General features: G+C 71.1%; 12 protein-coding genes. 1 reads left to right on the top strand and 11 read right to left on the bottom strand.

Going from position 1 to position 12821, the window contains the following annotated elements; genetic code table 11:
• Positions 1 to 94: 94 nt before the first annotated feature.
• On the top strand, positions 95 to 649 hold the full coding sequence (locus tag O3X23_RS34850) for a CGNR zinc finger domain-containing protein (protein WP_269276562.1): 555 nt from the start codon (positions 95 to 97) through the stop codon (positions 647 to 649).
• A gap of 89 nt (positions 650 to 738) precedes the next feature.
• Here the strand turns inward: O3X23_RS34850 and O3X23_RS34845 are convergent, their stop codons facing one another.
• From O3X23_RS34845 to O3X23_RS34795, 11 genes are all read right to left on the bottom strand, one after another.
• Positions 739 to 2982: an MMPL family transporter gene (locus O3X23_RS34845; protein ID WP_269276594.1), complete on the bottom strand. Its 2244-nt coding sequence runs from the start codon at positions 2980 to 2982 to the stop codon at positions 739 to 741.
• 386 nt (positions 2983 to 3368) lie between these two features.
• On the bottom strand, positions 3369 to 4118 hold the full coding sequence (locus tag O3X23_RS34840) for a sirohydrochlorin chelatase (protein ID WP_269276560.1): 750 nt from the start codon (positions 4116 to 4118) through the stop codon (positions 3369 to 3371).
• Entirely contained in the window at positions 4119 to 5039 is a 921-nt protein-coding gene (locus O3X23_RS34835; protein WP_269276558.1) for an ABC transporter permease, read from the bottom strand. It lies immediately after the preceding gene.
• The gene (locus O3X23_RS34830; RefSeq protein ID WP_269276555.1) at positions 5026 to 5835 is read right to left on the bottom strand and encodes an ABC transporter ATP-binding protein; all 810 of its coding nucleotides are present in this window, start codon (positions 5833 to 5835) and stop codon (positions 5026 to 5028) included. Before O3X23_RS34830 ends, O3X23_RS34835 begins: the two co-directional genes overlap by 14 nt.
• Before the next feature lie 113 nt (positions 5836 to 5948).
• On the bottom strand, positions 5949 to 7073 hold the full coding sequence (locus O3X23_RS34825) for an aliphatic sulfonate ABC transporter substrate-binding protein (RefSeq protein WP_269276553.1): 1125 nt from the start codon (positions 7071 to 7073) through the stop codon (positions 5949 to 5951).
• Positions 7074 to 7284: 211 nt separating this feature from the next.
• On the bottom strand, positions 7285 to 8643 hold the full coding sequence (locus O3X23_RS34820; RefSeq protein WP_269276552.1) for a sulfate adenylyltransferase subunit 1: 1359 nt from the start codon (positions 8641 to 8643) through the stop codon (positions 7285 to 7287).
• Positions 8644 to 9570, bottom strand: a complete 927-nt coding sequence (gene cysD, locus O3X23_RS34815) for a sulfate adenylyltransferase subunit CysD (RefSeq protein ID WP_269276550.1) — start codon at positions 9568 to 9570, stop codon at positions 8644 to 8646. It abuts the gene before it with no gap.
• Entirely contained in the window at positions 9567 to 10157 is a 591-nt protein-coding gene (cysC, locus tag O3X23_RS34810) for an adenylyl-sulfate kinase (protein WP_269276548.1), read from the bottom strand. Before cysC ends, cysD begins: the two co-directional genes overlap by 4 nt.
• A complete protein-coding gene (locus O3X23_RS34805) occupies positions 10157 to 10861 on the bottom strand; it encodes a phosphoadenylyl-sulfate reductase (RefSeq protein WP_269276546.1) in 705 nt (234 codons plus the stop codon). The genes cysC and O3X23_RS34805 overlap by 1 nt, the downstream gene beginning before the upstream one ends.
• Positions 10858 to 11052, bottom strand: coding sequence for a hypothetical protein (locus tag O3X23_RS34800; RefSeq protein ID WP_269276545.1), 195 nt, complete (start codon positions 11050 to 11052; stop codon positions 10858 to 10860). The genes O3X23_RS34805 and O3X23_RS34800 overlap by 4 nt, the downstream gene beginning before the upstream one ends.
• Positions 11049 to 12746: a nitrite/sulfite reductase gene (locus tag O3X23_RS34795; RefSeq protein ID WP_269276544.1), complete on the bottom strand. Its 1698-nt coding sequence runs from the start codon at positions 12744 to 12746 to the stop codon at positions 11049 to 11051. Before O3X23_RS34795 ends, O3X23_RS34800 begins: the two co-directional genes overlap by 4 nt.
• Positions 12747 to 12821: the final 75 nt, after the last annotated feature.

Here is a 12821-nt window from a genome sequence, read left to right as displayed (position 1 = left end):
CGAGCGCACGGCCGAGCATTCCATCGGCGGCCGAACCGGTCAAGCGGTTAGCTGGTTATCCGCGCGGTAGACTGGCGCTCTCAGGAGGTGGCCCGTGATCGAAGCACCGCCCTCGGCCCAGCTGGTCGAGGCGTTCGCCAACACCGTCGACGTCGAGCTCGGCACCGACGACCTCGACGCGCCCGGCCGGCTCGCCGCCTGGCTCGCCGACCGGGGGCTGCTCGAAACCGGCAGCACCGTCTCCGCCGCCGACCACGACCTCTGCCTGCGGCTGCGCGCCGGCATCCGCGAGGAGCTGGGCGTCCACGTGGGCGACACCCCGGATCCGGACCTGTCCCTCGCCGCGGACGAGGCGCTGCGCGAACTCCCGCTGCTGAGCACCGTGCGGCGGGGTCCGTCCGCCGCCCTGCTCCCGGCGCCGGAACTGCCGCCCGCCCGCAGGGCGCTGGCGCTGATCGCCGTCGCCTGGACCGAACTGGTCGTCACCGGCGACGCCGACCGCCTCAAGCGCTGCGCCGAGCACGCGTGCGCCTGGGTCTTCTGGGACGTCTCCAGGAACCGCAGCCGCCGCTGGTGCTCCATGCGCGTCTGCGGCAACCGCACCAAGGCGCGGCGGTACGCGGCCAGACACGCCGCCACCGCCGGCTGAGGGGCCGGCGGTGGCGGGGGAGCGGCGGTGACGGACGTGGGCCGGCCCGGTCTCCCCCGTGAGAGACCGGGCCGGCAGTGGGGGGAAGGTCAGACGCGGGCCGCGTCGTACTCCTCGGAGGGGCGGGTGGCCGCCGGGGCCGGCGGGGCCAGGACGGCCTCGTCGTGGGTCATGTCCGGGAGCCAGCCGAGCCACTTGGGCAGGTACCAGTTGCGCTCGCCGAGCAGGGCCATGACGGCGGGGAGCAGGACCCCGCGGATGATGGTCGCGTCGATGAGGACGGCCACCGCCAGGCCGACGCCCATCTGCTTCATGCTCTGCATCGAGAGCGTTCCGAAGATGGCGAACACCGCGACCATGATGACCGCCGCGCTGGTGACGACGCCCGCCGTGGTGGTGATGCCGTGCTGGATGGCGTTCTGGGTGCTGAGGCCGCGCATCCTGGCCTCGCGGATCCGGGAGACCACGAAGACGTGGTAGTCCATGCTCAGCCCGAAGAGGATCACGAAGAGGAAGAGCGGCAGCCAGGCGACGACCGCGCCGGTCCCCGTGGCACCCACCAGCCCCGCGCCCCAGCCGTGCTGGAAGACGGCGGCCAGGACACCGTAGGCCGCGCCCACCGACAGCAGGTTGAGGACGATGGAGGTGGCGGCGATGGTGAGGGAGCGGAAGGACAGCAGCATCAGGAGGAAGGCGAAGATGATCACGAAGGCGAAGACCGGCGGCACGCTGCTCGTGATCTTGTTGGTGAAGTCCATCGAGCCGGCCGTCTCACCGGTGATGGGCGCTTCGAGCCCCGGGACCTTGCCGAGCGTGTCGGGCCGTACCTCGTCGCGCAGTTGGACCAGCCCGGCCTCGGCCTTCGCCCGGTCCGTGCCGCCCGCCAGCGGGACGTCGATCTGCGCGATGTTCTCCTTGGCGTGGACGACGACGGTGACCGGGCCCTTGCTGGCGCCCTTCGCGACGGCCTCGGCGCGGAAGTCCTCGATCGCCTGCTTGACGGGTGCCGCGTTGATGTCGTCGGCCTTGATGACCACGTGGGCCGGGTCGGGACCGCCGGGGAACGCCGCGCTGATGCGGTCGTAGGTCTGGATGATGGGCAGCCCGTTGCCGAGCTCCTGGTTCATCGAGAGGTTGGCGGTGTGCAGCCCGAGTGCCGGGGCGGCGACGAGGAGCAGTGCGCCGCCGGCGATGACGGTGGCGGTCTTCGGGTTGCGCAGCACCGGGGTGAGGACGGCGGTCCAGAAGCGGCTGTTGCCGTTGGCGGCGCCCTGGGAGGCGTTCTTCCGGCCCCGGTTCAGGAAGGGCAGCCGGCCCTTCTCGACCCGGTGGCCGAGCAGCGAGAGCAGTGCGGGCAGGACGGTCACGGAGCCGAACATGGCGACCGCGACGACCATCATGGTGGCCACGCCCATGGCCTTGAAGTCCGCGATCCCGGTGAAGAGCATGCCGGCCATCGCGACGATCACGGTGATGCCGGAGATGAGGATGGCGCGGCCCGACGTCGCCGAGGCGATCTTGATGGCGGTCTGCGCGTCGTGGCCCGCGGCCCGTTCTTCACGCTCGCGGCGCAGGTAGAACAGGCAGTAGTCGACGCCGACGGCCAGACCGACCAGCAGCATCACGGAGTTGGCGGTGTCGCTCATCGGCACCAGGTGGCTGACGACGGCGACCAGGCCGGTGGTGGCCACGAAGGCGGTCACCGCGAGGAGGACCGGCAGCAGGGCGGCGACCAGGGCGCCGAAGGCGACCAGCAGGATGCCGAGCGCGACGGGGACGGCGGAGAACTCGGCGGTCTTGAAGTCGTCGCCGAACGCGTCGCCGAGCACCTTCTCGGCGCTCGCCTCGCCGAACTCCTCGATCCGCAGGTCCTGGTACTTGGCCTGCGTCCCCGCCACCGCGTCGGTGACCTTGGTGACGCGGTCCTTGGCGGTCTCCTTGTCACCGGTCATCTCGAACCGGATCAGCGCGGACTTCTGGTCCGCGGAGATCGCCTTGGTGTCGTAGGGCGACGTGATCTTCGCGGTCTGGCCGGTGCCCTTGACCGCCGCTATGACCGCGTCCACGGCGGTGTGGACCGCGGGGTCCGCGACCGTGCCGCCGGACTTGACCTGGATGAGCACCATCTCGTCCGCGGAGCCCTTGATGCCCGCGTCGTCGATGATCCCGGCCGCCTGGCTGACCTCGCCCGGCAGGCCCTCCTCCTGGCTCGCGTCCACCCGCCCGGCCATCTGCCCGATGGCGAGCGCGAGGACCACGAAGACCAGCCAGCCGATCACAGCGGTCCAGCGGTGCCGGGCGCTCCAGCCACCCATCGCCGCGGCGATTCCCATTTTGCTGCCGTGTGCGCGTTGGCGACTCACGGTTCCCCCTCGTCATGGCAGCGGCACCGAGCCGCTTGCTTCACCCATGACGCTAGGGGTTGGGAGGTGGTCCACCCATCAGGCTTCCAGGTGACTTGAGGGTGGGGGTTCTCCCCCATCCAGGGGAGGCTATCCCCACCCCCTGAAGGCGCCGGTCCCTTACACCTATAAAGATCGCCTAAGGAAACCAGTTGTGCAGTGCTCCGATGAATCGGTCAACTTCCGGGCGCAGCAGGGTGTTTTGCGGGAGTTGTCTCCCGTGCCGGCCGGGCAGTGGTCGCATGATTCCGGTCTTCACGAGGCGGATCCCCCGGGAGGGATCAAGCCCGCACCCCTGAGGCCCGCGCCCCTGACGGTCAGGCCGAGAGCAGCATCCGGCGGGGGAGGATGGCCCCCGCGTACCGCTCCAGCAGTAGCTCGACGAGTTCCGGGGCCGCGCCCAGCACCGGTGCCAGGGCGTCGGCGCCGGCCTCGCGGGCACCGCGGAATATGCGGTCGGGAAGGCGGCCCGGCGCGATGACGTAGGGGGCGACGGCGATGTGCCGCACACCCTCGGCCCGGAGCTGCCGCACCGCGTCCTCGGTGCGGGGAAGGGATGCGGAGGCGAACGCAGGCCGCACGGCGCACCAACCGGTGTGCCGCCACTCCCGCGCGATGTCAGCGATCACTGCGATCGCCTCCGGGTCGGTGGAGCCCGCCGAGGCCAGCACGACCCCGGTCGAGCGGTCGCCGGGGGTGACCCCGGCCTCGGCCAGCCGCCGCTCCAGGGCGGCGGTCAGCAGGGGCGAGGGGCCGAGGACATCGGCCACCGCGACCCTCAGCCGGGGGTGCGCGGCGGTCGACTCGCGCAGCACGGCCGGGATGTCGGCCTTCGCGTGGAAGGCGCGGGTGAGCAGCAGCGGCAGCGCGACGACGTCGCGGACCCCCTCCGCCGCGAGGCGGTCGACGACCTGCGCCACGGTCGGCGCGCAGAAGTCGAGGTAGCCGGTGACGACGCGGAGCCCCGGCCGGGCGGCCCGTACCTGCTGGGTCAGCGCGTGAACGGTCGCGGCATGGCGCGGATCGCGACTGCCGTGGGCGATGACGAGAAGTACGGGCGCGTTCATTCACTGGCTCCGGGACACCAGGCCGCGGCTGCGCAGCACGCGCCGCTCCAGCGGGCTGAAGATCAGCAGATCGATGGCGATGCCGACGACGAGGATGAGGATGATGCCGAGGAAGATGCCCGGCATGTCGGAGCCTTCGCGCATGTTCTCCAGATAGCGGCCCAGGCCGGTGCCGAGGTCGGGGGAGGAGGCGATGAGCTCGGCGGCCATCAGCGAACGCCAGGAGAAGGCCCAGCCCTGCTTGAGGCCGGCCAGGTAGCCGGGCAGTGCGGCCGGCAGCAGGATGTGCCGGGCGCCGCTGACCCCGGAGGCGCCGAGCGTGCGGCCGGCGCGCAGGTAGAGCGGCGGTACCTGGTCGATGCCGGAGATCAGGCCGTTGGCGATCGAGGGCACGGCGCCGAGCAGGATGACGGCGTACATCGCGGAGTCGGTGATGCCGAGCCAGATGACCGCGGCGGGCACCCAGGCCACCGACGGCAGCGACTGCAGGCCCGACAGGATCGGCCCGATGGCCGAGCGGACGAACGGGACGCGGGCCACGACGAGCCCGATCGGGGTGCCGATGGCGACCGCGGCGAGGAAGCCCAGCAGCCCGCGCTCGACGCTGGTCCAGATGATGCCGAAGAGGTCGCCGTCGTTCCACAGCGTCATGAAGCTGTCGCCGACCGCCCGGGGGGCGGGCAGTTTGGTCTCCGGCGCGAACCCGCCCAGCACGGCGAGCTGCCACACCGCGAGGACCAGGAGGACCGCCGAGATCGGCGGCAGGACCTTCTTGACCAGGATCTGGGTGAACGGGGTGCTCCGGACCTGGACCGCGTCCAGGGCGTCGAGCCCGGCCTCCAGACCCGCGAGGTCCTGCGCCGGGGCGCCGGCGTCCTCCTTGGCCTCCCGGTCGCCGGGAACGGTGTCAGTGCTGGCCATGTCGGCGGATCTCCCCACGCAGTTCTTCGGTGATCTCGATGGACAGCTCCGCGACGGCGGCGTCCTCGATACGGCGCGGCTGCGGGATGTCCACGGTCCACTCGCGGGCGACCCGGCCGGGCCTGGACGTCAGCAGCACCACGCGCTCGGCGAGCCGGACGGCCTCACGGACGTTGTGGGTGACGAACAGGACGGAGACGCCGGTCTCGGCCCAGATGCGGGTGAGCTCGCCGTGCAGGACGTCCCGGGTGATGGCGTCCAGCGCCGCGAACGGCTCGTCCATCAGCAGCACGTTGGAGTCCTGGGCGAGCGCGCGGGCGAGCGCGACGCGCTGCCGCATACCGCCGGACAGCTCGTGGACGCGCTTGCCGTAGGAGCCGTCGAGGCGCACCAGGCTGAGCAGCCGCTCGGCCTCCGGGCGGCGCTCGGCGCGCGGCACACCGCGCAGCCGCAGCGCGAGTTCGATGTTCTTGCCCGCGGTGAGCCAGGGGAACAGCGCGTGCTCCTGGAACATCAGCGCGGGACGGCCGCCGCCCGGCACCGTGATGGTGCCCGCGGTCGGCTGGTCGAGGCCCGCGACGAGGTTGAGCAGCGTCGACTTGCCGCAGCCGGAGGCGCCGAGGAGGCAGACGAACTCACCGGGATGGACGTCGAGCGTGATGTCTTCGAGGACGGCCTGGGCGGAGCCCGGACGGCCGAAGACCTTGTGGACGTGGTCGATCCGAACGGCGGGCGCGCCGTCTGCGACGGCGGTGTCCGCGCTGTGCTGCTCGGTGGTCCTGACTGCCGTGGCCATCCGGTCACCTCCTGGTACGTGGGCGGGCGGTGCGTGGTGCGGGCCGCCGGTGTCCGACCCGTGCGGGTCGGACACCGGCTGCGCGTCGTCGAGCTTCCGTGTCGCGGGTCCTGCTACTGCTTGCCGAGCCCCGCCGCGTCCACCGCGGGCTTGCCCGCGGCCTTGAGGACCTTGTTGAGCAGCGTCAGGTCGTAGATCCCGGCGAGGTCGGGCTTCTTCAGCAGACCGGCCTTGACGGCGTGGTCGGCCTCGGCCGTCAGCGACTTCGCGAGGGGGTCGTCGATGACCTGGATGCTCGTCCACGCCGGGTCGATCACCTCGGCCGGCAGCGCCTTCTGGGTGTCCTTCTTCAGCTGGTCGTTCGCCGCGGCCTTCGCCTTGTCCGGGTTGGCCGTGATCCAGGCGTTGGTGTTCACCGAGCCCCGCAGCACCGCCTCGACGACGTCCGGGTGCGCGGAAAGGAACTTCTGCGACACGATCACGTTGGTGATCACGAACTTCTTGTCGGGCCACAGGTCACGCTCGTCGAGCAGCACCTTGGCGCCCTGGGAGACGAGCTTGGACGCCGTCGGCTCCGGCACCCACGCGCCGTCGATGGAACCGGACTTGTAGGCGTCGGGGGTGACCTTGTTGTCGGTGCGGAAGACGGAGACGTCGCCCTTGCCGCTCTGCGCGTCGACCTTCCAGCCCTTTTCCGCGATCCAGTTGAGGAAGGCCACGTCCTGGGTGTTGCCCAGCTGCGGGGTCGCGATCTTCTTGCCCTTGACGTCGTCCAGGGTCTTGATCTTCGCGGGGTTGACGACCAGCTTCACACCGCCGGAGGCGGAGCCGGAGATGATCCGCAGGTTGGTGCTCTTCGACTTGGTGTAGCCGTTGATGGACGGCGAGGGGCCGATCCAGCCGATGTCGATGGAGCCGGCGTTCAGCGCCTCGATCTCGGACGGGCCCGCGTTGAAGGTCTGGGTCTTGATGGCGGTGCCGCCCAGCTCCTTCGCGAAAAGGCCCTGGTTGAGGCCGACGAGCGCGGTGGCGTGGGTGAGGTTCGGGAAGTAGCCGATCTTCACCTCGTCGGCGGAGAGCTTCGCGGCACCCGAACTGGTGACCGGAGCAGCGCTGCTGTCCTTCGTGTCGTCGGACTTCGAGCCGTACCCGCAGGCGGCGAGAGCGCCGAAGAGCAGCGGGAGGGTCGCGGCAGTGGCGATCGATCGCTTCAGGCTGCGGGTGGTTCTTGCAGACACGGGAGGTGTTCCTCTCGGAGGTCCGGAACGCGCCTAGCTCGGCGCGGCCGGAAGGTCGTCAGGTCTTCGGTGGTACGGGTGTACTCGCATGCGGTAGCGCGGTTCAGCGGTTAGAGCGCACATCGCGCCACCCCGCCCGTGCCGGCGCCGAGGAGGCCGCTGCCGACGCGGCCGCCCTCCTTGGCGAAGCCCGAATAAGCCTCGGTGACCATCAGAAGTCCCACCCCTCTTGTTCGTTGTTCGCGGCGGACGTGGCGGAAGCGCCGGCCGCGGCCGGCGCGGCGAACGCCTCGCCCGCCATGCCCGCGGTCAGCGTCGTGCCGTCCGCCGGGTCGATCAGCAGGAAGGAGCCCGTCAGCCGCGAGTCCGCGTAGGCGTCCAGCGGGAGCGGCTCGGCGGTGCGCAGGACGACGGCGCCGATGTCGTTGACGTCCAGCTGCGCCGGTCCCGACTCGTGCGCGAGCCCGGCCGTCAGGTTGATGCGGTACGGGAGCTCCTTGACGACGGCCTTCACCGTGCGCGTCGCGTGCTTGAGCAGCACGCGGGAGCCGACCTTGAGCGGCCGCTCGTGCAGGTGGCAGACGGTCGCCTCGACGTCCTGGGTGGTCGCCGGCGCGGAGGCGGTCGGTGCGATCAGGTCGCCGCGCGAGATGTCCAGGTCGTCGGCGAGCAGCACGGTGACCGACTGCGGTGCCCAGGCGGTGCCGACCGACTCGCCGAGGGCGTCGATGCCGGTGATGGTGCTGGTCGCGCCGGACGGCAGGACCGTCACCTCGTCGCCGACCCGCAGGATGCCGGAGGCGATCCGCCCCGCGTAGCCGCGGTAGTCCGGGTGCTCGGCGGTCTGCGGACGGATCACGTACTGGACCGGGAAGCGGGCCGGGGCGTCCGTCAGGTCGGTGCCGACCTGCACCGTCTCCAGGTGCTCCAGGACGGTGGGGCCGCCGTACCAGTCCATGTTCGCGGATGCCGTCACGACGTTGTCCCCGGTGAGTGCCGAGATGGGGATCGTGGTGATGTCCGGGACGCCGAGCGACGCGGCGTACGCGGTGAACTCCTCGGCGATGGCCGCGAAGACGGGCTCCGCGTACTCCACCAGGTCCATCTTGTTGACGGCCAGCACCACGTGCGGGACGCGCAGCAGCGCGGCCACCGCGGCGTGCCGCCGGGTCTGCTCCACGACGCCGTTGCGGGCGTCGACGAGCACCACCGCCAGCTCGGCGGTCGAGGCGCCGGTGACCATGTTGCGCGTGTACTGCACGTGGCCCGGGGTGTCGGCGAGGATGAAACGGCGCCGCGGGGTGGCGAAGTAGCGGTACGCCACGTCGATGGTGATGCCCTGCTCGCGCTCGGCCCGCAGGCCGTCGGTGAGCAGCGCCAGGTCCGGCGCCTCCTGGCCGCGGCGGCGCGAGGCGTGCTCGACAGCCTCCAGCTGGTCGGTCAGGACCGACTTGGAGTCGTGCAGCAGCCGCCCGACCAGGGTGGACTTGCCGTCGTCGACGGAGCCGGCGGTGGCGAAGCGCAGCTGCGAGGTGGCCGCGATCTGCTCGGCGGTCGTGATGCTGGTCATTTAGAAGTACCCCTCGCGCTTGCGGTCTTCCATCGCGGCCTCGGACATCTTGTCGTCGGCGCGGGTCGCGCCCCGCTCGGTGAGCCGGGACGCGGCGATCTCCACGATGACCTGGTCGATGGTGAAGGCGTCGGAGTCCACCGCGCCGGTGCAGGACATGTCCCCGACGGTGCGGTAGCGGATGGTCCGCTTCTCGACCGTCTCACCGGACTTCGGGCCGCCCCAGTCGCCCGCCGTCAGCCACATGCCGCTGCGGGCGAAGACGTCCCGCTCGTGCGCGTAGTAGATCTCCGGCAGCTCGATGCCCTCGCGGGCGATGTACTGCCACACGTCCAGCTCGGTCCAGTTGGAGAGCGGGAACACCCGGACGTGCTCGCCGGCCGCGTGCTTGCCGTTGTAGAGCTGCCACAGCTCGGGGCGCTGGCGGCGCGGGTCCCAGGCGCCGAACTCGTCGCGCAGGGAGAAGACGCGCTCCTTGGCGCGGGCCTTCTCCTCGTCGCGGCGGCCGCCGCCGAAGACCGCGTCGAACCTGCCCTCGCCGATCGCGTCCAGCAGCGGCACCGTCTGCAGCGGGTTGCGGGTCCCGTCGGGGCGCTCGCGCAGCCGGCCGTCGTCGATGTAGTCCTGCACGCACGCCACGTGCAGGCGCAGGCCGTGCTCGGCGACCGTGCGGTCCCGGTACTCCAGCACCTCGGGGAAGTTGTGTCCGGTGTCCACGTGCAGCAGCGAGAACGGCACCGCGGCCGGCGCGAACGCCTTCAGCGCCAGGTGCAGCATGACGATGGAGTCCTTGCCGCCGGAGAAGAGGATCACCGGCCGCTCGAACTCGCCCGCGACCTCGCGGAAGATGTGCACCGCCTCGGACTCGAGTGCGTCCAGGTGGCTGAGCGCGTACGCGGATTCACTGGGTGCGGCAACGGTGGTCATGCGGCCAGTCCCCTCTCGACGAGCAGCGCCTGCAGCGCCGCGGCGGAGTCCTCGACGGTGCGCCCGTGGGTCTCGAGGCGCAGATCCGGTGCCTCGGGCGCCTCGTACGGGTCGTCGACCCCGGTGAGCCCGGAGATCTCGCCCGCGGCCTGCTTCGCGTACAGCCCCTTCACATCGCGTTCTGAGCACACCTCCACCGGCGTGGCCACGTGGACCTCCAGGTACGGGGTGCCCTGCTTCTGGTGACGCCCGCGGACGGCCTCGCGGCTGTCCGCGTAGGGAGCGATGACGGGGACGAGGACCTTGATCCCGTTGGACGCCAGCAGTTCGGCGACGAAGCCGATCCGCTGCACGTTGGTGTGCCGGTCCTCGCGGGTGAAGCCCAGCCCGGCGGAGAGGAACTCGCGGATCTCGTCGCCGTCCAGCACCTCCACCCGGTGGCCCGCGTCGCGCAGCCGGTCCGCCAGCGCGAAGGCGACCGTGGTCTTGCCGGCGCTGGGCAGCCCGGTGAGCCACACCGTGGCGCCTGCCTCCCGCGGGCTCGCTGTCGCGCTCATCTCTCGCTCCTGGGATATCTGAGTAGTCATCAGCCGTGCAGCCCGCACTCGGTCTTGCCACGGCCGGCCCAGCGGCCGGCGCGGGCGTCCTCGCCCTCCAGCACCCGGCGGGTGCAGGGCGCGCAACCGACCGACGCGAATCCGTCCATCAGCAGCGGGTTGGTCAGCACCCCGTGCTCCAGGACGTACGCGTCCACGTCCGCCTGCGTCCAGCGGGCGATCGGGGAGACCTTCACCTTGCGGCGCTTCTCGTCCCAGCCGACGACCGGGGTGCCCGCGCGGGTCGGCGACTCGTCGCGGCGCAGCCCGGTGGCCCAGGCGTCGTACGCGGTCAGGCCCTGCTCCAGCGGCTTGACCTTGCGCAGGGCGCAGCACAGGTCGGGGTCGCGGTCGTGCAGCTTCGGCCCGTACTCGGCGTCCTGTTCGGCGACGCTCTGCACCGGGGTCAGCGTGATCAGGTTGACGTCCATCACCGCACCCACGGCGTCGCGGGTGCCGATGGTCTCGGGGAAGTGGTAGCCGGTGTCGAGGAAGACGACGTCCACGCCGGGAAAGGCGCGGGACGCCAGGTGCGCCACGACGGCGTCCTCCATCGAGGACGTGACACAGAAGCGCGGGCCGAACGTCTCGGCGGCCCAGCGCAGGATCTCCAGGGGGGACGCGTCCTCCAGGTCGCGGCCCGCCTGCTCGGCCAGATCGCGCAGGTCTTCGGCGGTGTGCTGTGCGGTGGTCACGACTCGCCTCCGGTCGGGGGGTTCTTCCGAAGTCCCTGGGCCAGCAGGCCGAGGAACTTCAACTGAAAGGCCCGATTGCACGCCCGGCATTCCCAGGCGGCGCCCGATCCGTGCGGAACCTTCTCCTCGGAGGGGCGCAGATCCTCGTCCCCGCAGTACGGGCAGTTGAACGGCGCGGCGCGCTCGGTCATGACAGCGCCTCCTCGGAGGCGCGGGCGGCCCAGGTCGCGAAGCGCTCGTCGCCCTCGCGCTCGCTCTCGAACCGCCGCAGCACCCGCTCGACGTAGTCGTCCAGGCCGGCGGAGGTGACCTTCAGCCCGCGGACCTTGCGGCCGAAGCCGGGCTCCAGGCCGAGGCTGCCGCCCAGGTGCACCTGGAAGCCCTCGACCTGCTCGCCGTTCTCGTCGGTGACCAGCTGGCCCTTGAGACCAATGTCCGCCACCTGGATACGGGCGCAGGAGTTGGGGCAGCCGTTGACGTTGATGGTCAGCGGCTGGTCGAAGTCCGGCAGCCGCTGCTCCAGCTCGTCGATGAGGGAGGCGCCGCGCGCCTTGGTCTCGACGATGGCCAGCTTGCAGTACTCGATCCCGGTGCAGGCCATGGTGCCGCGCCGGAACGGGGACGGCTTCACCTGGAAACCGAGCGCCTCGAGACCGGCCACCAGCGACTCGACCCGGGGCTCCTCGATGTCCAGCACGATCATCTTCTGCTCGACCGTGGTGCGCAGCCGGCCCGAGCCGTGCGCCGCCGCCAGTTCGGAGATCTTGGTGAGCGTGGAGCCGTCGATCCGGCCGACCCGCGGCGCGAAGCCCACGTAGAAGCGGCCGTCCTGCTGGCGGTGCACGCCGACGTGGTCGCGCCACTGCTGCTCGGGGTGAACGGGCGCGGGCCCGTCGGTGAGCTTGCGCTGGAGGTACTCGTCCTCCAGGATCTGCCGGAACTTCTCGGGACCCCAGTCGGCGACCAGGAACTTCAGCCGGGCGCGGGTGCGCAGCCGCCGGTATCCGTAGTCGCGGAAGATGCCGATGACACCGGCCCACACGTCGGAGACGTCGTCGAGCGGGACCCACGCACCGAGCCGTACGCCGAGCTTGGGGTTGGTGGACAGTCCGCCGCCGACCCACAGGTCGAAGCCGGGTCCGTGCTCGGGGTGGTTGACCCCGACGAAGGCGATGTCGTTGATCTCGTGCGCCACGTCCAGCAGCGGCGACCCGGAGATCGCCGTCTTGAACTTGCGCGGGAGGTTGGAGAAGTCCTTGGAGCCGATGTAGCGCGTGTGGATCTCGTCGATCGCGGAACTGCCGTCGATGATCTCGTCGGCCGCGATCCCCGCGACCGGCGAACCGAGGATGGTGCGCGGGGTGTCGCCGCACGCCTCGGTGGTGGACAGGCCCACGGCCTCCAGCCGGCGCCAGATCTCCGGGACGTCCTCGATCCGGATCCAGTGGTACTGGACGTTCTGCCGGTCCGTCAGGTCGGCGGTGCCGCGGGCGAACTCCTGCGAGATCTCGCCGATGACGCGCAACTGCTCGGTGGTGAGCCGGCCGCCGTCGATGCGGACCCGCAGCATGAAGTACTCGTCGTCCAGCTCGTGCGGCTCCAGAACGGCGGTCTTGCCGCCGTCGATCCCGGGCCTGCGCTGGGTGTAGAGACCCCACCAGCGCATGCGGCCGCGGAGGTCGGCGGGGTCGATCGAGTCGAAGCCGCGCTGGGAGTAGATCGTCTCAATGCGTGTCCGCACGTTGAGACCGTCGTCGTCCTTCTTCGTCTGCTCATTGCCGTTGAGCGGCGTGAAGTGGCCCATCGCCCACTGGCCTTCACCACGGTGGCGTCCGGCTTTGCGACGGGCCGTGGTGTCGGCTGGCTGATCAGGAGTGGAGGCCATGGCGATGCGTCCTTCGGGCAGCGGCGAATACGTCGGTGTTAGCGCGGATGCACCCTATGGCCTGCGGAAACCTGA

The organism is Streptomyces sp. H39-S7 (genome assembly GCF_027158205.1).
Lineage (GTDB): Bacteria > Actinomycetota > Actinomycetes > Streptomycetales > Streptomycetaceae > Actinacidiphila.
This window is presented reverse-complemented; position numbering and strand designations above follow the sequence as displayed.